Genomic DNA, 18,086 nt, shown 5'->3' on the forward strand with positions numbered 1-18,086 from the left:
GGCCGGTGCGGGGGAACGACCAAGCCCCGACCGGACGTACGCCGGTCGGGGCTTGGTCGACTGTCTCAACTCAGTGCGCACCCGAAGGGATTCGAACCCCTAACCTTCTGATCCGTAGTCAGATGCTCTATCCGTTGAGCTACGGGTGCAGAGGCCGCCCTGGTGGGCAACGACGAGCAATGCTACCGGGGGCCCGGCCGATCCGCGAAATCGGCTCCGGGCGTGGGTTCGTGGGGGTGACCGAGAGGGTTCTCTCGGGGTGCAGCGGAGCGCGGCAGGGGGCCGTCAGTCTGCGTGAGTGCCGCTCACGGGCGTACGCCGAGCGGCCGAGGACGTACATCGCACCACGACAGGGGAGAGATCGTGAACAGCAAGACCACTCGCAGGCTGACCGCCGTTGCCGCCGTGCTGACCGTGGGGGTGCTGGCCGGGTGCCAGGACACCGGGCAGGTGCCCGGGGGCGGTTCGGCCGCCACACCCACCTCGTCACCGAGCAAGGCGCCGTCGGGCGACTCGGGCTCTGACGGCTCGCGCGGCACCGGCGGGAGCGGCGAGCTGAAGGCGCCGGATCTGCTCAGCGCGCCGTTCCCGGCCATGTGCGACAACCCGGCGGGCCGCTTGAAGGAGGGCAAGGCGAAGGTGGGCAACGGCAACGTCACGCTGATGGACCGGCACGTCTCGCCCGGCTACAACCCTTCCGCCGGCCCGGTCGGTCTCGACCTGGACAACGACGGCGACAACGAGATGGTCGCCGAGCTCGAGTGCGACAACGGCGGCGTCACCTGGCCGTCGGTGATCGTGGTCTACGGAGACGACTGGAAGATCCTGGGGAGCGTCGATCTGAAGGAGCAGCCGGCGTACAAGGGGCAGCCGATGTCGAAGGGGCGCGTCCTGAGCTGGAACGTGGACGGCAACGCGCTGAAGGTGAAATGGGGAACCACCGATGTCGGTCCCGTGCCCACGATCCCGTGGACCGGTCGACTGGTGCTCAAGAACGGCGAGCCGCAGCTCGTCGACGTCGCCCGTGGCGCGGAGACCACGTCGCTCTGAGTCGGACACGCGTCCGACCGACATCCATCGAACGACAGGGGAGAGACCGTGAACAGCAAGACCACTCGCAGGCTGACCGCCGTTGCCGCCGTGCTGACCGTGGGGGTGCTGGCCGGGTGCCAGGACACCGGACAGGTGCCCGGGGGCGGTTCGGCCGCCACGCCCACGTCGGCGTCGAGCAAGGCGCCGTCGGGCGGTTCGACCGACGATCCGGACGGGCCGCACACCGAGACCGCGCCGCCGGGGGCGGTCGCCTCAGCCCGGCGGCTGACCCTGGAAGGGCTGAAGAGCGCCTCGCACCCGGCGATGTGCGGCAACCCGGCGGGCCAGCTGAAGGACGGCAAGGCCACGTACGGCCGCGGCAGCGTCACCGTGAACGCGCCGGGCTCGCCCGACTACAACCCGCAGGCCGCGCCGACCCGCGTCGACCTCGACGGCGACGGCCAGGACGAGCTGGTCGCCGAGTTCTCCTGCGACGCCGGCGGGGTGACCTGGCCGTCGGTGGTCGTGGTCTACCGCGAGGGGTGGTTCGTCCAGGACTCGTTCAGCCTGGGTCAGCTGGCTGAGTACCAGGGGAAGACGATGACCAAGGGGCGCATCGACTCCTGGTACCGCGAGGAGAACGACCTCGTCATGAGCTGGCTGACGGCCGAGAGCGGCCCGGTGCCGAACGTCCAGTGGACCGGCCGCGTGGTGGCGACGCCGGAGGGGGGCTTCCGCATCGCCCAGGTCACCGGCGGCGAGACACCGTCGGCCACCGAGAGCGACCTGCCCGACCCCGCGCACACCGACGACTCCAACCGGGAGCCGGAGCCGACCGACCCCGCGACGCCCGACGAGAGCGAGACTGCCGAGGCGACTCCGCAGGGCGAGTGACGCGACCCGGCCCGGCGCTCCGTGCGCCGGGCCGGACCGGGCCTAGCCGGCGTACGTCAGCGCGGGCAGGCCGCGCACGCCGGGCTGGCAGGCGAAAAGACTTCCCGCCAAAGGCTGTTCGTCGTCGCTGAGGTTCTCGCGCGAGGTGGTGACGTAGAGCGTGTCGAGGTCGGCGCCGCCGAACGTGCAGGCCGTGACCTGTGTCGGCTCCAGCTCGATCACGGCGTCGAGCGAGCCCTCGGGGGAGTAGCGGTGCACGGCCGAGCCGCCGTACAGCGCGACCCACACCCCGCCCTCGGCGTCGACGCACAGACCGTCGGGGTTGCCCTCGACGTCGTCGCCGAGGGTGACGAACGGCCGCCGCTCGGTGAGGCCGGTCTCGGCGGACCAGTCGAAGGCAGACACCGTGCGGGTGGGTGTGTCGTTGAGGTACGCCGTCCGCCCGTCGGGCGACCACCCGAGCCCGTTGGAGATGGTCAGGTCGGTGAGCACCTGCTGGGCCGGCGCCTGGTCGGCGCCGAGCCGCCAGAGCGACCCGGCGCCGGTGGTGGCGGCGTAGGCCATGGTCCCGCAGTAGAACGCGCCGGCCGGGTCGCAGGCCCCGTCGTTGAAGCGAATCCCGTTGTCGCTCCACAGGTCTGGGCCTGCGACCAGGTCGGAGAGGTCGTCGGCGCGCCCCAGCAGGAAGCCGCGCTCGCCGGCGACCACCGCGCCCCCTCCTGCACGTGGTCGCAGCGCCGCCGCGACCTTGCCGACGTGGGTGCGGGTGACCGAGCCGCTCTCCCCGAGCTGCAGCACGTCACCCGCGAGCATGTCGACGTAGCGCAGGCCTCCCCACTCGGGCCACCAGACGGGGCCCTCGGCGTGATAGGCGTGCGGACGGGACAACGGCTCGGCGCGCATGCGCCCAGCCTAGGTCGCCGAGCCCCGCGTCGCTGACCCTGCGGGGCCGCTCCCCGCGTCGCGCCCGACCAGTCCGAAGTGCGCCAGCTCCGCGTCGCTCATCAGCCGCGACCGCAGCAGGAAGCGCACCCCCTCGGGCCCCTCCAGCGAGAAGCCGGACCCGCGCCCCGGCACCACGTCGACCGTGAGGTGCGTGTGCTGCCAGTACGCGTACTGCGACCCCGACATCCAGAACGGCACGTCCGGGATGCCGTCGACGACGAGGTCCTGCAGGTGCACGTCGGAGCCGCCGGTGCGGAACTCCCCGGCGGGGTAGCACATCGGTGCCGACCCGTCGCAGCACCCGCCGGACTGGTGGAACATCACCGGGCCGTGCGTCCCGACGAGGCGGCGGAGCAGGTCCGCCGCCTCGTCGGTGAGCTCGACCCGGGTGGGCTCTCGGCTCATCGGCTCACCCTCGTTGGTCGTCGAGTCCCGTTGCGGCTCAGAAGAATCCGAGCGCATCGGGGGAGTAGGACACCAGCAGGTTCTTCGTCTGCTGGTAGTGGTCGAGCATCATCTTGTGCGTCTCGCGACCGATGCCCGACTGCTTGTAGCCGCCGAAGGCCGCGTGCGCCGGATAGGCGTGGTAGCAGTTGGTCCAGACCCGGCCGGCCTTGATGCCCCGGCCCATCCGGTACGCCTGCGCCCCGTCGCGGCTCCACACGCCGGCCCCGAGGCCGTACAGCGTGTCGTTGCTGATCTTGAGCGCGTCGGCCTCGTCGTCGAACCGGGCGACCGACACGACCGGTCCGAAGATCTCCTCCTGGAAGATGCGCATCGAGTTGTCGCCCTCGAACACCGTCGGCGCGACGTAGTAGCCGCCGGCCAGGTCGCCCTCGAGCACGTTGCGCTCACCGCCGGTGAGGACCTTGGCGCCCTCCTGCCGGCCGATGTCGATGTAGGACAGGATCTTCTCGAGCTGGTCGTTGCTCGCCTGCGCGCCCATCGTGGTCTCGGTGTCGAGCGGGTTGCCCTGCACGATCTTCTCGACGCGCTCCACGCCGTCGCGCACGAACCCGTCGTAGATCGAGGACTGCACGAGCGCGCGCGACGGGCAGGTGCAGACCTCGCCCTGGTTCAGCGCGAACATCGCGAACCCTTCGAGAGCCTTGTCGTAGAAGGCGTCTCGCTCGCTGGCGACGTTGTCGAAGAAGACGTTGGGCGACTTGCCGCCGAGCTCCAGCGTGACCGGGATGATGTTCTCCGCGGCGTACTGCATGATCAGCCGGCCGGTGGTCGTCTCGCCGGTGAAGGCGACCTTGGCGACGCGCGAGCTCGACGCCAGCGGCTTGCCGGCCTCGACGCCGAAGCCGTTGACGATGTTGAGCACGCCCGGCGGCAGCAGGTCGCCGACCAGCTCGGCCACCTTGAGGATCGACCACGGCGTCTGCTCGGCCGGCTTCAGCACCACGGCGTTGCCGGCGGCCAGCGCCGGTGCGAGCTTCCACGCGGCCATCAGGATCGGGAAGTTCCACGGGATGATCTGACCGACCACACCCAGCGGCTCGTGGAAGTGGTAGGCGATGGTGTTCTCGTCGATCTCGGCGATCGAACCCTCTTGTGCCCGAAGGCAACCCGCGAAGTAACGGAAGTGATCGACCGCGAGCGGGATGTCGGCGGCCAGCGTCTCCCGCACGGCCTTGCCGTTGTCCCAGCTCTCGGCCACGGCGATGGCCTCGAGGTTCTGCTCCAGCCGGTCCGCGATCTTCAGGAGGACATCCGCGCGGGCCGACGGCGCCGTCTGGCCCCACGAGTCGGCGGCGGCGTGCGCGGCGTCCAGCGCCGCCTCCACGTCGCCCTCGGTGCCGCGGGCGATCTCGGTGAACACCTGACCGGTGACCGGCGTGATGTTCTCGAAGTAGCCGCCCTTGACCGGGTCGACCCACTCTCCGCCGATGAAGTGGCCGTATCGGGTCGCGACCTCGACGGGCGAGCCCGACTGTCCAGGAGGTGTGTAGGTGGTCATGCTCTCGTGCTCCCCACGTGTCGGGTTGTTGTGACCCCGGTCACGCTAGGAAGGGGGACGTTGCAACCACGTTGCGTCCGGTCTCGATGTCAGTGCTGGGGAGCACACTGGAGCACAGCTCGGGGGCGCCGAACCTGCGCGCGCGTCCTGACCGCGGGACGGCCTCCGCGCCGCTCGCGTCTCACGCTCCGAGCTCGCGGGTGAACCCCTCCGGGATCAGCACGTCCTCGCGCGTCAGCTCCTGCACCGACGTGCGCCCCAGGCCGAGCATCGCCGAGCGGATGCCGCCGCTCATGATGTCGAGCACGTTCTCCACCCCGGCCTGGCCGTTGGCCGCGAGGCCCCACAGGTAGGCCCGGCCGATCATCACCGCGCGCGCCCCCAGGGCGAGCGCCTTGACCACGTCGCCGCCCCGGCGCACCCCGCTGTCGAAGAGCACCTCGACCTGGTCGCCGACCGCGTCGGCGATGCCGGGCAGCATCCGGATCGCGCCGGGGGTGCCGTCGAGGTTGTTGCCGCCGTGGGTCGACACCGAGATCGCGCTCACGCCCGCGTCGACCGCCCGCCGGGCGTCGTCGATGCGGCACACGCCCTTGAGCAGGAACGGGCCGTCCCACTGGCTGCGCAGCCAGGCGATGTCCTCCCAGGTCGGCGGCGGGGTGGTCATCCACTCGCCGTACGCCCCGAAGAACGTCGGCCCCTTCTCGCCGCGCTCGGCCATGTTGGGGGTGGTCAGGTCGGGCAGCGCGCCGGACCGCGCGAAGTCGAGGAGCCACCGCGGCTTGAGGGCGACCTCGGGAGCGAACGACAGCATCGCCTTGGGCGTCAGGGCCTCGGGGATCGTCGGGCTGCCCCAGTCGCGGCCGTGCGCGAAGGTCCAGTCGAGCGTCGCGATGATCGCCTTGGCGCCGGCCTCCTGGGCGCGCTGCAGCCGGCGCTCCATCGTGGCCCGGTCGCCGGACCAGTAGATCTGGAAGAACGTCTTGTCGTTGGCCGCCACGACCTCCTCGATCGGCTGGCTCGCGAACGAGCTGAGCCCGACCGCCGTCCCGCGGGCGGCGGCGGCCCTGGCCACGGCGACCTCGCCCTCGGGGTGCACGGCCTGCACGCCGGTGGGGGAGATGATCACCGGCAGCGCGATCTCCTGCCCCAGCACGGTCGTGCCGAGCTGCGGGTCGGCGGGCATGCCCGCGACGTGCGGGGCGAAGCCCAGCTCGCCGAACGCCTCGATGTTGTCGCGATAGGTCAGGCCGCGCTCGGATCCGGCGAGGAGCGCCTTGTAGACCGACCGCGGCAACCGCTTCTCGGCCCGGCGTTGCGCTTCTGCCACCGTCTCGAACCAGCCGCTGCTCATGGGTCCATCCCCTTCCTGGGGTGCTCGTTGTCGCCGCGAGATCGCCTGCGCAGCAACGGGATCAAGGCTCCGATCGAGCGCTGCCGCACGACGCCCTGCCACAGCCCGAGGCCGTAGGCGAGGTCGTCGAGCGCGCGCAGCCCGACATAGCGCACCGGGTCGATCCCGGGGCGCACGCTGTGGTGGTCGGCGAGGCCCCCGGCCACCGCCGCCACGACGTATGCCCGCCTCGCCCGCGCCGAGAACGGCGCCAGCGCGAGGGTGAGGGGCACGTAGTGCCTGGTGACCGCCGAGGCGGTCTGCAGCAGCGTCGCCCGCAGCCCGGCCGCAGTCAGCTCGGCGGCCGCCCGCTGCGGGTGCTCGGCGAAGTCGAGCCGCCGCGCGAGGCCGCGCTGGGCGGCGAGCGTCGCGACGGTGACGACGGCAGGGCCCCAGCGCCGCTGCGCGAGGAGCCCGACGGTCACCGCGGCGGTCCACGGCGTCAGCACCGCGGGCGCGACGGCCCGGCCGTGCCGGGCGGCCAGCAGCGCAGCACCGTTGCCGTAGCAGGCTTTTCGCGCGAACCAGGAGCGGGCGGACGTGCGGTGCTCATGGCGTACGACCGCGCCCGGTTCGTAGCGGACCGTCCAGTCCCGCCCCACTCGCCACACCAGGTCGACGTCCTCGGCCACGGGCATCGTCTCGTCGAAGCCGTCGCCGAGCGCCGCCCTGCGCGCCAGCAGCATCGCGCTCGGCACGTAGGCGACGCGCGCGTGCGGCTGCACCAGCGCCGGGTCGGGACCGAGGTCGAGCGAGGAGCGAGCCGCTTCGTACCTCTGCAGCGCCCCGCCGCGCTCGACCAGGCCGCGCACGCGCGGCGCCACGATGCCGACGCGCGGGTCGTCGAGGTGCCGCTGCAGCCGCACCAGCGACTCGGCCGCGAGCACGACGTCGGAGTCGACGAACGCGACGAGCGGCGTCGTCACGGCCCGCAGGCCGGTGTTGCGCGCGGCAGCCGGGCCGCGAGTCTCGTTGTGGCGCAACAGCTCTGCGCCGTGCCGACGGCAGACCACGCGGATCGCCGCGGCGTCGCGAGACCCGTCGTCGACGACGACCACCGGGTGGTCGCCGAGCGAGCGCAGCAGGCGCTCCAGCTGCACCGGCCGGTCGAGCACGGGCACGACGACGGTCAGCTCGTCGGGCGGCGCGGACGCCGCGTCACCGGGCCAGCAGGGCGTCGCGAGCCCGCGGTCGAGCAGCAGCCGCGCCAACGCCGCCGACGTCGCGTCGTGCACCCGCACGGTGCCGGCCGTGTCGAGGTGGGCCAGCGCCGCGGGCCGCAGCCGCAGGATCGTGCCCGTGCCGCCGAACAGCGTGCGCCCGTCGCCGCACCGGTGCGTCGTCGCGCCCAGCCGGACCCGATATCCCAGGGGCAGGGCGGTCGCGTCAGCCATGACCGAACCCCCCGTCGGCGCGCAGCACCGCTCCGTGCAGCGCCCGCCCGGTCTGCGCCGCGAACGCGATCACCTCGGCCAGGTCGTCGGCGGGCAGCGGCTGTCGCCCCTGCATGTCCTGCGCCAGCTCGGCCACGTCGTCGAGGCCGTACAGCCCGGCGGTGCGCCGCAGCATCGGAGTGTCGGTCGACCCGGGCGCCACGCCGCACGCCGTGACCGACGTGCCGACCAGGTCGGCGGCCAGCGCGCGCACCAGCCCGACCACCGCGTGCTTCGCGACGACATAGGCACCGAGGCCGAACAGGCCCTGGCTGCCGGCGACGCTCCCCACCCCGACGTACGTCGGTCTCGCCTGCGCGGGCCGCTCCAGCAGGTGCGGCACGGCAGCGACCGCGAGGTTCCAGGCGGTCAGCGTGTTGGCCCGCAGCAGCGCCTCGAGCAGCGCCGGCTCGGTCTCCCAGATCCGGGCGCCGCCGGCGACCGCGCCGGCGAGCGCGACCACCGCGTCGACGTGCCCGTGGGAGGCGACGACCTCGGTCACCGTGCTCGCGGTCTCGTCGGTGTCGCGCAGGTCGACCGCGTGCGTCGTGACGCCCGGGATCTGTTGCAGCGCAACGCGATCGGCCTCCGAGGCCAGCGGATAGAGGTCGTCCTCCAGGCCGAACGCGTCGAGCACCACGACCTGGTGACCCCGCTCGGCGAGCAGCCGGGCCGTGGCCGCGCCGATGCCGCGGCCGCCCCCGGCCAGCACCGTCACGCGTCCCACCTCCGCGCTCACGGCGTCGCCTCCGTGCCCGCGCCATCGGGGCGCAGCAGCACCCCGGCGTCGCCCACCGCACCCGAGCGCACCTGACGCACGATGCGCTCCACGAGCACCGTCAGCAGCTCCTGGCCGTGCTCCGCCGTGGCGCCGGTCGGGTCGCCGAGCACGCCGTTGGGCGCGACCGCCGCCACGCCGGCGGAGCGCAGCCGCGGCCACAGCACCTGCACGGGCTCGGTGTTGCCCGGCTCGGCGCGCCCGACCCGCACCAGGTCAGGCGCCAGGGCGAGCACGATCGAGGTCTCGGCGAGGCCGGCGTGGGCGTCCCAGCCTGGTTCGGCGCAGGTCGTCCACGCGACGTCGCGGCTCTCCTCGCGCAGCAGCCGGCACGCCGCCGACAGCGCGGGCACGTTGCCGCCGTGGCCGGAGACCAGCACCACCCGCGGGCACCACCGGGTCGCCGACCGCACCAGCTCGACGAGCACGTGCCGCAGCGCCTCGTGACCGATCGACACCGTGCCGGCGAACCCCTCGTGCTCCCCGCTCGCGCCGAGCTCGACCACCGGGGCCACCGCGACGCACCTGCCCTGCTCCCGCAGCGTCGCCGCCACCCCGCCGCACGCGGCCTGGGCGATGAGCCCGTCGGTGCCGAGCGGCAGGTGCGGGCCGTGCTGCTCGACGGCCCCGAGCGGCACCAGCAGCAGCTCGGTGCCGTCGGCCTCGGCCGACGTGGCGTCGCCGAGCAGCAGGGCGGCCACGGGTCAGCCGCCGACGAGCGGCAGGTCCCGGGGCGACAGCGGGCTCTCGTCGCACGGCGACGGGGGTCGCCGCCCGATCGTGACGGGCACCGGACCGCCCCGGCCGGCGCCCGACGCGCCACGGCCACCAGCCGGCGCCGGCGCGTTGCGCACGGTGCCCTGGTGCGAGTGGTCCTGCGACGGCGCGGGGCGCGCGTCGGCCGCGTCGAGCAGACCGGCGGCGTTCCCCTTCACGCACTCCGGGTCGGGGCCGTCCAGCGGCAGCCCGGTGAAGAACTTGGCGGCCATGCACCCGCCCCGACAGCTGTCGTACGCCGAGCACGAGGTGCACGCGCCCCCGGTCTGCGGCTCGCGCAGCGAGCGGAACAGCTCGGCCTCGCGCCACACGTGCCCGAAGCCGCCGTCGCGCACCGACCCGGCGAGGAACTCGTCGTGGATCGCGAACGGGCAGGCGTAGACGTCGCCCACCGGGTCGACCAGGCAGACGACACGACCGGCGCCGCACAGGTTCAGCCCGGGCAGCGCGTCGCCGAAGGCGCTGAGGTGGAAGAACGAGTCGCCGGTGAGCACCCCGTCGCCGTGCTCGACCAACCAGTCGTAGAGCTCGCGCTGCTGCTCGGGCAGCGGGTGCAGCTCGTGCCACACGTCGGCGCCGCGCCCCGCCGGCCGCAGCCGGGTCAGCCGCAGCTGCGCGCCGTGCTCGTCGGCGATCCGCTTGAACTCGTCCAGCTGGGGGATGTTCTCGCGGGTGCAGACCACCGACAGCTTGAAGTCGGTCATGCCGGCGTCGCGCAGGTTGGCCATCGCGCGCAGCGCGGCGTCGTACGTCCCCGCGCCCCGGATCGGGTCGTTCACCTCGGCGGTCGCCCCGTCGAGCGACACCTGCACGTCGACGTAGTCGGTCGCCGCGAGCTGCCGCGCCCGCTCGGGCGTGATGCGAAAACCGTTGGTGGAGAACTTGACTCCCACGTGGTGCTCGACGGCGTAGTCGAGCAGCTCCCAGAAGTCGGGCCGCACCGTCGGCTCGCCCCCGCCGATGTTGACGTAGAAGATCTGCATCCGCTCGAACTCGTCGATGAGCGCCTTGCACTCCTCGGTCGTGAGCTCGCGCGGGTCGCGCCGCCCGGAGCTGCTGAGGCAGTGCACGCACGCGAGGTTGCAGGCGTACGTCAGCTCCCAGGTCAGGCAGATCGGCGCGTCGAGCCCGAGCTCGAAGTGGTCGACGAGGCGGGTGGGGGCGGGGGCGAGCGCGGTCATGCGGCGGTCCTCCTGGTGATCATCTGCTGGTCGGCCAGCCGGCCCAGCGCGGCGCAGAACCGGGGCCGTTGCTCCTCGGCGACGCCGACGGCGTCGAGCGCGGCGGCCACGGTCGGGTGCTGCTCGAGCGCGCGCACCAGGTCGACCAGCGCCGGGTCCTTCAGGAAGGTGAGCCGGCGGGTGGTGAAGTCGTAGGCCAGGGCGCCGAACGGCTCGGGGCGCAGCGCCACCGAGCCGTTCAGCGACCAGGCCTCGGTCAGCATCAGTAGACGCCGCACATGCCGTCGATCGAGACGTCCTCGACGAGCTCGTCGGCGACGACCTCGTCGGTGGCGACCAGCTCGGCGGGTGCGGCGGTCTCGGGCTCCTGCGTGGCTTCCTGGACGAGTTCCTCGGCGGCCATGGCCAGCTCCTCGGGCGATAGACGGGCACGGGCCGGTCACGCCGGGCCGCGGCGCCGTGGGGCGCGTCGTCCACGCTAGGAAGCGGTGCGCGCCACCAGCACCCGCCGCTCGACCAGTCGCCACCTGTCGGGATGGACAGCCGGTCACGATTTCGGACACGTCCCACGCGGGCCCTCCCCGGAGCGGCAGACTGCCCCCATGGCCGCGATCGACAGCACCGCACCCGAATCGGCCGAGCGGGGAGCCTTCGCCTCCCGCAAGGTGTTCATCCTCGCCGCGATCGGCTCCGCCGTCGGGCTGGGCAACATCTGGCGCTTCCCCTACGTCGCGTACGAGAACGGTGGCGGAGCCTTCGTCATCCCCTATCTCGTCGCGCTGCTCACCGCCGGCATCCCGTTCCTGTTCCTGGACTACGCCCTGGGTCACCGCTTCCGCGGCTCGGCGCCGCTGTCGTTCGCGCGGCTGCGCAAGGGCGCCGAGGGGCTCGGCTGGTGGCAGGTCGGGATCTGCTTCTGCATCGCGGTCTACTACGCGGCGATCATCGCCTGGGCGATCCGCTACACGATCTTCTCGTTCAGCCACGCCTGGGGCGACGACCCGGCCGCCTTCTTCACCGGCGACTTCCTGCAGGTCAGCGACCCCGGCGTCACCGCCGACTTCGTGCCCGGCGTGCTCATCCCGCTGGTGCTGGTGTGGGCGGCGCTCATCGCGGTGCTCGTGCTCGGCGTGCAGAAGGGCATCGGCGCGACCTCGGTCATCTTCATCCCGGTGCTGATCCTGGCCTTCGGCGCGCTCGTCGTGCGCTCGCTGTTCCTGCCCGGCGCGGCCGAGGGCCTCAACGCCCTGTTCACGCCCAACTGGGGGGCGCTCACCGAGCCGTCGGTCTGGGCCGCGGCGTTCGGCCAGATCTTCTTCTCGCTGTCGGTGGGCTTCGGGATCATGATCACCTACGCCTCCTACGTCGACCGCAAGACCGACATGACCGGCTCCGGCCTGGTCGTCGGGTTCGCCAACTCCGGCTTCGAGCTGCTCGCCGGCATCGGCGTCTTCGCCGCGCTGGGCTTCATGGCCCAGGCGCAGGGCGTGGCCGTGAGCGAGGTCGCCGAGAGCGGGGTCGGCCTGGCCTTCATCGCCTTCCCCGCGATCATCAGCGAGGCCCCTGCGGGCGCGCTCATCGGCGTGCTGTTCTTCGGGTCGCTGGTCATCGCCGGACTCACCTCGCTGATCTCGGTCATCGAGGTCGTGATCTCCGCGGTGCGCGACAAGTTCGCCCTGTCGCGGGTGGCCGCCACGCTGGCCGTCTCGGTGCCGGCCGCGCTGATCAGCCTGGCGCTGTTCTCCTCCACCAGCGGGCTGCACGTGCTCGACATCCTCGACCACTTCATCAACCAGTTCGGCATCCTGCTCGTCGCGGTCGTCTCGATGCTGGTGATGACCTGGGGCCTGCGGGCGCTGCCGCTGCTGGCCGACCACCTCAACCGCCGCGGCACGGTCAAGCTCGGCACCTGGTGGCGCGCGCTCATCGGCGTGCTCGCCCCGATCGCCCTGATCTACGTGCTGGTCGAGGCGCTGCGCGCCGACCTGGCCGAGCCGTACGGCGGTTTCCCCACGTGGATGCTCGTCACCTTCGGCTGGGCCGCCGCGGCCGGCGTGATCGTCGTCGGCTTCGCCCTGGCCCAGCTGCCCTGGCGCGACCGTGACGCGCTGCGCGATCCCGAGCCCGAGACCGAAGGAGTCGACCGATGAACACCTCCGCCATCGTGATGATGATCGTGGCGATCCTGGTCATCTGGGGTGGCCTCGGGGTGGCGATCGTCAACCTGCGCCGCAGCCCCGAGGCGCCGCGCGAGGACGAGCTGCGCCGCGACCTGTGAGCGACCGACCTCGCCGTTCCTCACCGGACGGGTAGGCACCTCGGCTGGCTGGACGGTCAGCGAGGGGCGACCGAGCAGCCGGTGCTCGCCACCGCGGGGTCTCCCTAGCGTCGAGGTGGCCGGGTTCTTCCCGGTCCCCGCCACCGCCTCGACGAGGAGACCCCCATGCAGGTCGACGAGCTGCTCAAGCCGTTCCCCATCAAGGAGTTCCACCCCTTCCCCCGTGCCCTGATGGGCCCCGGCGCGCACGAGATGATCGGCCCGGAGGCGCTCAAGCTCGGCTTCCGCAAGACGCTCGTGATGACGTCCGGCCTGCGCGGGACCGACATCGTGCACAAGATCGTGGAGTCGATGAAGTACCACGGCCTCGACGTCGTGGTCTACGACAAGGTCGAGTCCAACCCCAAGGACTACAACGTCATGGACGCCGTGGGGATGTACCAGGACAACGAGTGCGACTCGTTCGTGTCCATCGGCGGCGGCTCCTCGCACGACGCCTGCAAGGGCGCGCGCATCTCGGTCGCGCACGACGGGCGCAACGTCAACGAGTTCGAGGGCTTCAACAAGAGCGAGAACCCCAAGAACCCGCCGCACATCGCCGTCTCGACGACCGCCGGCACCGGCTCGGAGACCTCGTGGGCGTACGTCATCACCGACACCACGACCGACCCGGACAACCCGCACAAGTACGTCGCGTTCGACGACGCCTCGGTCACCTCGCTCGCCGTCGACGACCCGGTGCTCTACTTCGACTGCCCGGTCGACTACACCGCCCAGTGCGGGTTCGACGTGCTCGCCCACGCGAGCGAGCCGTACGTCTCCCGGCTGAACTTCGAGCCCTCCCTCGGCAACGCGCTGCGCGCGGTCAAGCTCACCGCCGAGAACCTGCGCGAGGCCACCTGGAACGGTCAGGACCTCGCCGGCCGCGAGGGGATGATGTACGCCCAGTACATCGCCGCGCAGGCGTTCAACTCCGGCGGCCTCGGCATCATCCACTCCATCTCGCACGCCGTGAGCGCGTTCTACGACACCCACCACGGGCTGAACAACGCGATCGCGCTGCCGCGGGTGTGGGCGTTCAACATGCCCACCCACTACAAGCGGTTCGCCGAGATGGCCGAGGTCATGGGCGTCGACACCTACGGCATGTCCGACGTGCAGGCCGCCGACGCCGCGCTCGAGGCGGCCATCCGGCTGCTGCGCGACGTGGGCATCACCGAGAAGTTCACCGACGTCACCAAGGACAGCTACTCCAAGAACCGGCTCGGCGAGGGCCCGACGAAGTACTACGAGAACGCGCCGACCATCAAGGGCGACAAGGAGGACGTCGACCGGATCACCAACCACGTGCTCGGCGACGCGTGCACCCCTGGCAACCCCAAGGAGTGCACGTTCGAGACGGTGCGGCCGGTCGTCGACCACGCCATGAACGGCGACCTGGACGACCTGCTGACGTGACACCCGACCCGGACTTCGCAGGGGTGCAGGACGCCCGTGACCGCCTGCACGACGTCGGTTACCTGACCGACGATCGGCTGGCGACCACGGCGTACCTGCAGTCCGCGCTGGGCAAACCCCTGCTGCTGGAGGGGCCGGCGGGCGTCGGCAAGACGCAGCTGGCGCAGAGCGTCGCGGCGGCCACCGGCCGCCGGCTCCTGCGGCTGCAGTGCTACGAGGGCCAGGACGAGACCAAGGCGCTCTACGAGTGGGACTACGGCAAGCAGCTGCTCTACACCCAGATCCTGCGCGAGAAGATCGGCCAGGTCATCGCCGACGCGCCCGACCTGCCGGCCGCCGTCGAGCGGATCGCCGCGCAGGACAGCGTGTTCTTCTCCGAGCGCTTCCTGGCCCCCCGGCCGCTGCTCGAGGCGGTGCAGTCCAGCGACCCGGTCGTCCTGCTCGTCGACGAGGTCGACCGGGCCGACGAGGCGCTGGAGGCGGTGCTGCTGGAGCTGCTCGCGGAGTATCAGGTGTCGGTGCCCGAGGTCGGCACGTTCGTCGCGCAGACCACCCCGATGGTGCTGCTGACCTCCAACAACACCCGCGACCTGTCGGCCGCGCTGAAGCGGCGCTGCCTGCACCTGTTCCTGGACTACCCGGCCGCCGAGCGCGAGCTGGAGATCATCCGGTCCAAGGACACCGGGCTGGCCGACTCGGTGGCCGAGCAGCTGGTCCAGGTCGTGCGCGGGCTGCGCGAGCTGGACCTGCGCAAGTCGCCGAGCATCTCCGAGACCATCGACTGGGCCCGCACCCTCGCGGTGCTCGGCGTCGACGAGCTCACCCCCGGCGTGCTCGCCGACACCCTCAACGTGGTCATGAAGTACGAGCGCGACCTGGCGCTCGCGGCGCGCGAGGTGCCCCGGCTGCTCGACCCCAACGCCGAGGTCCCCGAGTCGCTGCACGCCCACGACCACCACGCGCACGACCACGGGCACAGCCACTCCCACGACCACGACGACGGGCACGAGAAGGACAAGGAGGGACGGCGTACGTCATCGGCGGCCGGGCCGGCCACCGCCGAGCCGGGCGGGTCCGAGCCGGACGGCACGGCCGTACGCCGGGAGAAGGACACCCCCGGACGGCACGGCGCGGCCTACGCCAACCGCGACGCGGACACGCCGCTGCCCCCGCGCACGGTGACGCCCGGCCAGGGCGAGCGCTCGTTCGGCCGGCGGGGCGCGCGACGGCGCCCGGTCTGACCCGTGGACGCCACGCTGCACCGGTTCGTCCGGTTCCTGCGGCTGCACGGTCTGCGGATCAGCGTGGCCGAGGCGCTGGACGCGGTCGAGGCCGCCGCGCAGCCGGGCATCGTCGCCGACCGGGAGCTGCTGCGCTCGGCGCTCGCGGTGTCGCTGGTGAAGGACCGGCGCGACCTGGAGGTGTTCGACGACGTCTTCGACCGGTTCTTCCGGCTGCGGGCCGTCGTGCCGCAGGAGGAGGAGCACAGCCACGCGCACGACGACCTCAGCGACGAGGGTGAGCTCACCGAGTTCACCCTGTCCGAGGACCTCGGCGACACCCCGCAGCAGGGGCACTCGCACGACCGGCCCAAGGACATCCGCGACTTCTTCAAGCCCGAGGACCTGGCCCAGCAGTACAACCTGCACCAGGAGGCCAACAAGCTCGACATGGCCTCGATGACCGACGAGGTCGTGGTCTCCAAGGACGGGCAGGTCTCGCCGGGCGAGGCCGCGCGGGTGCAGATCACCACCTCGCGGATGCACAACCCCGGCGCCCCCGGGAAGCTCACGAGCAACCCGGGGCTCGTGGTCGACGCCGAGCTGTCGGTGGCCGAGGAGATGGCGCTGCTGAGCTGGCTCGGCGAGCCCGACGACGAGCGCGACGACCCGGCCGCGCACCCCGACCTGGCCGAGCTGCGCGAGCGGCTCGCGCCACTGCTGGAGGCGCTGCCCGAGGCGCTGCGGCGGCACCTGGAGCAGCTGCTGCAGGCCGAGGTCGAGAGCGAGGAGCAGATCGCCACCGCCGCAGCGCGCGCCGAGGTGGTCGAGGAGTCCGAGCGGCTGGCCTTCGAGGACTCGCTGCGCCGGCTGCTGCGCAGCCTGCGCGGGGCGCCCCGGCCGCGGCGGCACGTCACCGGTCGCGGCACGATCGACAGCCGGCGCACGATGCGCACCAACATGCGCTTCGACGGGGTGCCGTTCCGGCCGGTGCTGGTCAGCAAGCGCGAGGACCGGCCGCGCCTGGTCGTGCTGTGCGACGTCTCGCTGTCGGTGCGCGCCACGTCGGGGTTCGCGCTGCACCTGGTGCACAGCCTGCAGTCGGTCGCGTCGCAGGTGCGGTCGTTCGCGTTCGTCGCGGAGTGCGCCGAGATCACCGGCGTGTTCGCGGATCACCATGTGCAGCAAGCGCTTTCGCTGATCATGACCGGCAAGTCGGACGGCGGGAAGATCGATGTCGACGCCGACTCCGACTACGGCGCGTCGCTGCACCAGTTCCTCGACGAGTACGGCTCGGCCGTCACCCACCGCACCACCGTCGTCGTCATCGGTGACGGCCGCGGCAACGGCAAGGACCCCGCAGTCAGCACCTTCGCCGAGATCGCGCGCCGGGCCCGCTCGGTCGTCTGGCTGACCCCCGAGCCGAGATACTCCTGGGGCCTCGGCCGGTGCGACCTGCCGCTGTACGCCGACTACTGCGACCGCGTCGAGGTGGTCCGCAACCTGCACCAGCTGCGCGACTTCTCGCACACCATGGCCGAGGCTGCGCGGTGACCGGGCTCGGCGACGTCGACCTCGACGCGTTCCGCCCGTGCCCGGGCGGGGTCTATCGCTCGGCCGGTGTGGTCGTACGCCGTCGTCGCCCGAGCGCCGGACGTCGGCTCGGCATGACGCGCACGCCGACGTTCGACGTCAGCCGTGCCGGCGACGCGCTGCTCGTGGAGCACGCGCTGACGGCCGCCGACGTGAGCGACGACCTCGCCGGGCTGCTCACCCAGGAGCTGTTCGACCCCGGGTGGGTGCGCGGGGCGGAGCTGTTCGAGGAGATCTTCACCGGGGTCGTGCTGACCTGCGCCGACGACCCGCGCGAGGCGTGGATCCGGTTCTACCGCAACACGATCCGCCGGCTCGACGACGAGATCCGCACGCCGACCGGGCGCGGGTCGATCGCGCAGTTCGCGCCCGTGCACGCGCACGTCACCGAGCTGGTGCGCGGGCCGTCGGTGCTCGAGCTCGGCAGCTGCTTCGGCTTCCAGGCGCTGCGGCTGGCCGCGCGCGGGCTCGACGTGACCGCGAGCGACCTGGCCCCCGGCACGGTGGCGCTGCTCGCCGAGATGAGCGCCAGCCTGCAGGTGCCGGTGCGCACCCTCGTCGCCGACGCGTCGCGGGTGCCGCTGCCCGACCGGTGCGCCGACACGGTGCTGGTGGTCCACCTGCTCGAGCACGTGGAGCCCGACGTCGCGGTGCAGGTCGTGCGCGAGGCGTGCCGGCTGGCCCGCCGCCGGGTGGTCGTGGCGGTGCCCTTCGACCGCGAGCCGCAGGAGCAGTTCGGCCACCTGCGCTGCCTCACGCTGGCCGACGTGCGCGCCTGGGGCGAGCAGACCGACTGGGCCTGGACGTCGTACGAGCACCACGGCGGCTGGCTCGTGCTCGACCGCCCCCGCTGAGCCCGCCCCACGCCGCGCCGCGCACCCCCGCAGATCGTGCGTTGACGTACGAAATGCAGCCGGGCGCCGCGGGATCCCGGGGGTGGTGTCCTCAGATCGTGCGTTGACGTACGAAATGCAGCGGGGGCCGCGGGATCCCGGGGGCGGTGTCTTCAGATCGTGCGTTGACGTACGAAATGCAGCGGGGGGCCGCGGGATCCCGGGGGCGGTGTCCTCAGATCGTGCGTGGACGTACGAAATGCAGCCGGGCGCCGCACGTCTCGGCGGTCCTCCGGCAGAAGGTG

18 protein-coding genes and 1 tRNA gene are annotated in these 18,086 nt (G+C 72.4%); 8 read left to right on the forward strand and 11 right to left on the reverse strand.

Annotation, left to right across the window (positions count from 1 at the left end):
• Positions 1 to 76 precede the first annotated feature (76 nt).
• Positions 77 to 149: transfer RNA gene (locus tag FB554_RS16390), tRNA-Arg, on the reverse strand.
• A 214-nt stretch (positions 150 to 363) separates the two neighbouring features.
• On the opposite strand from FB554_RS16390, the gene FB554_RS16395 reads away from it, so the two are divergent.
• Positions 364 to 1,050: a hypothetical protein gene (locus FB554_RS16395; protein WP_142007746.1), complete on the forward strand. Its 687-nt coding sequence runs from the start codon at positions 364 to 366 to the stop codon at positions 1,048 to 1,050.
• A gap of 48 nt (positions 1,051 to 1,098) precedes the next feature.
• Positions 1,099 to 1,926 carry a hypothetical protein gene (locus FB554_RS16400; protein ID WP_142007747.1) on the forward strand — a complete coding sequence of 276 codons (828 nt, stop codon included), beginning with the start codon at positions 1,099 to 1,101 and terminating at the stop codon, positions 1,924 to 1,926.
• A 42-nt stretch (positions 1,927 to 1,968) separates the two neighbouring features.
• Here the strand turns inward: FB554_RS16400 and FB554_RS16405 are convergent, their stop codons facing one another.
• From FB554_RS16405 to mftA, 10 genes are all read right to left on the reverse strand, one after another.
• Positions 1,969 to 2,829 (reverse strand): SMP-30/gluconolactonase/LRE family protein, encoded by an 861-nt coding sequence (locus FB554_RS16405; RefSeq protein ID WP_142007748.1) that lies wholly within the window; start codon positions 2,827 to 2,829, stop codon positions 1,969 to 1,971.
• Positions 2,830 to 2,838: 9 nt separating this feature from the next.
• Entirely contained in the window at positions 2,839 to 3,276 is a 438-nt protein-coding gene (locus tag FB554_RS16410) for a DUF779 domain-containing protein (RefSeq protein ID WP_142007749.1), read from the reverse strand.
• Positions 3,277 to 3,313: 37 nt separating this feature from the next.
• Positions 3,314 to 4,837 carry an acetaldehyde dehydrogenase ExaC gene (gene exaC / locus FB554_RS16415; protein WP_142007750.1) on the reverse strand — a complete coding sequence of 508 codons (1,524 nt, stop codon included), beginning with the start codon at positions 4,835 to 4,837 and terminating at the stop codon, positions 3,314 to 3,316.
• 181 nt (positions 4,838 to 5,018) lie between these two features.
• Positions 5,019 to 6,191 (reverse strand): pre-mycofactocin synthase MftD, encoded by a 1,173-nt coding sequence (gene mftD, locus FB554_RS16420; RefSeq protein ID WP_142007751.1) that lies wholly within the window; start codon positions 6,189 to 6,191, stop codon positions 5,019 to 5,021.
• The gene (gene mftF, locus FB554_RS16425; RefSeq protein ID WP_142007752.1) at positions 6,188 to 7,624 is read right to left on the reverse strand and encodes a mycofactocin biosynthesis glycosyltransferase MftF; all 1,437 of its coding nucleotides are present in this window, start codon (positions 7,622 to 7,624) and stop codon (positions 6,188 to 6,190) included. Before mftF ends, mftD begins: the two co-directional genes overlap by 4 nt.
• Positions 7,617 to 8,402, reverse strand: coding sequence for a mycofactocin-coupled SDR family oxidoreductase (locus FB554_RS16430; protein ID WP_142007753.1), 786 nt, complete (start codon positions 8,400 to 8,402; stop codon positions 7,617 to 7,619). Before FB554_RS16430 ends, mftF begins: the two co-directional genes overlap by 8 nt.
• Positions 8,399 to 9,142: a mycofactocin biosynthesis peptidyl-dipeptidase MftE gene (mftE, locus tag FB554_RS16435; protein ID WP_211344696.1), complete on the reverse strand. Its 744-nt coding sequence runs from the start codon at positions 9,140 to 9,142 to the stop codon at positions 8,399 to 8,401. The genes FB554_RS16430 and mftE overlap by 4 nt, the downstream gene beginning before the upstream one ends.
• A 3-nt stretch (positions 9,143 to 9,145) precedes the next feature.
• A complete protein-coding gene (gene mftC / locus FB554_RS16440) occupies positions 9,146 to 10,399 on the reverse strand; it encodes a mycofactocin radical SAM maturase (RefSeq protein WP_142007754.1) in 1,254 nt (417 codons plus the stop codon).
• On the reverse strand, positions 10,396 to 10,662 hold the full coding sequence (gene mftB / locus FB554_RS16445) for a mycofactocin biosynthesis chaperone MftB (RefSeq protein WP_142007755.1): 267 nt from the start codon (positions 10,660 to 10,662) through the stop codon (positions 10,396 to 10,398). Before mftB ends, mftC begins: the two co-directional genes overlap by 4 nt.
• Positions 10,662 to 10,802 carry a mycofactocin precursor MftA gene (mftA, locus tag FB554_RS16450; protein ID WP_142007756.1) on the reverse strand — a complete coding sequence of 47 codons (141 nt, stop codon included), beginning with the start codon at positions 10,800 to 10,802 and terminating at the stop codon, positions 10,662 to 10,664. The genes mftB and mftA overlap by 1 nt, the downstream gene beginning before the upstream one ends.
• A gap of 199 nt (positions 10,803 to 11,001) precedes the next feature.
• Between mftA and FB554_RS16455 the strand changes: the two genes are divergently transcribed.
• The 6 genes from FB554_RS16455 (at position 11,002) to mftM (ending at position 17,802) form a co-directional block, all read left to right on the forward strand.
• The gene (locus FB554_RS16455) at positions 11,002 to 12,549 is read left to right on the forward strand and encodes a sodium-dependent transporter (protein ID WP_142007757.1); all 1,548 of its coding nucleotides are present in this window, start codon (positions 11,002 to 11,004) and stop codon (positions 12,547 to 12,549) included.
• On the forward strand, positions 12,546 to 12,677 hold the full coding sequence (locus FB554_RS16460; protein ID WP_142007758.1) for a methionine/alanine import family NSS transporter small subunit: 132 nt from the start codon (positions 12,546 to 12,548) through the stop codon (positions 12,675 to 12,677). Before FB554_RS16455 ends, FB554_RS16460 begins: the two co-directional genes overlap by 4 nt.
• Positions 12,678 to 12,842: 165 nt before the next feature.
• Positions 12,843 to 14,135 (forward strand): NDMA-dependent methanol dehydrogenase, encoded by a 1,293-nt coding sequence (mdo, locus tag FB554_RS16465; protein ID WP_142007759.1) that lies wholly within the window; start codon positions 12,843 to 12,845, stop codon positions 14,133 to 14,135.
• Positions 14,132 to 15,376, forward strand: coding sequence for an AAA family ATPase (locus FB554_RS16470; protein ID WP_142007760.1), 1,245 nt, complete (start codon positions 14,132 to 14,134; stop codon positions 15,374 to 15,376). Before mdo ends, FB554_RS16470 begins: the two co-directional genes overlap by 4 nt.
• Positions 15,377 to 15,379: 3 nt before the next feature.
• Positions 15,380 to 16,909, forward strand: a complete 1,530-nt coding sequence (locus tag FB554_RS16475) for a VWA domain-containing protein (RefSeq protein WP_142007761.1) — start codon at positions 15,380 to 15,382, stop codon at positions 16,907 to 16,909.
• Complete coding sequence (mftM, locus tag FB554_RS16480; RefSeq protein ID WP_142007762.1) at positions 16,906 to 17,802, forward strand: mycofactocin oligosaccharide methyltransferase MftM; 897 nt, start codon at positions 16,906 to 16,908, stop codon at positions 17,800 to 17,802. Before FB554_RS16475 ends, mftM begins: the two co-directional genes overlap by 4 nt.
• The last annotated feature ends 284 nt before the right edge of the window (positions 17,803 to 18,086 follow it).

Source organism: Barrientosiimonas humi, assembly GCF_006716095.1.
GTDB lineage: Bacteria > Actinomycetota > Actinomycetes > Actinomycetales > Dermatophilaceae > Barrientosiimonas > Barrientosiimonas humi.

Excerpts from the sequence above, each read along its gene's own strand:
- FB554_RS16405 (WP_142007748.1), bottom strand. The coding sequence starts at position 2,829 with ATGCGCGCCGAGCCGTTGTCCCGTCCGCACGCCTATCACGCCGAGGGC.
- FB554_RS16410 (WP_142007749.1), bottom strand. The coding sequence starts at position 3,276 with ATGAGCCGAGAGCCCACCCGGGTCGAGCTCACCGACGAGGCGGCGGAC.
- exaC (WP_142007750.1), bottom strand. The coding sequence starts at position 4,837 with ATGACCACCTACACACCTCCTGGACAGTCGGGCTCGCCCGTCGAGGTC.
- mftD (WP_142007751.1), bottom strand. The coding sequence starts at position 6,191 with ATGAGCAGCGGCTGGTTCGAGACGGTGGCAGAAGCGCAACGCCGGGCC.
- mftF (WP_142007752.1), bottom strand. The coding sequence starts at position 7,624 with ATGGCTGACGCGACCGCCCTGCCCCTGGGATATCGGGTCCGGCTGGGC.
- mftC (WP_142007754.1), bottom strand. The coding sequence starts at position 10,399 with ATGACCGCGCTCGCCCCCGCCCCCACCCGCCTCGTCGACCACTTCGAG.
- mftB (WP_142007755.1), bottom strand. The coding sequence starts at position 10,662 with ATGCTGACCGAGGCCTGGTCGCTGAACGGCTCGGTGGCGCTGCGCCCC.
- mftA (WP_142007756.1), bottom strand. The coding sequence starts at position 10,802 with ATGGCCGCCGAGGAACTCGTCCAGGAAGCCACGCAGGAGCCCGAGACC.
- FB554_RS16455 (WP_142007757.1), top strand. The coding sequence starts at position 11,002 with ATGGCCGCGATCGACAGCACCGCACCCGAATCGGCCGAGCGGGGAGCC.
- FB554_RS16460 (WP_142007758.1), top strand. The coding sequence starts at position 12,546 with ATGAACACCTCCGCCATCGTGATGATGATCGTGGCGATCCTGGTCATC.
- mdo (WP_142007759.1), top strand. The coding sequence starts at position 12,843 with ATGCAGGTCGACGAGCTGCTCAAGCCGTTCCCCATCAAGGAGTTCCAC.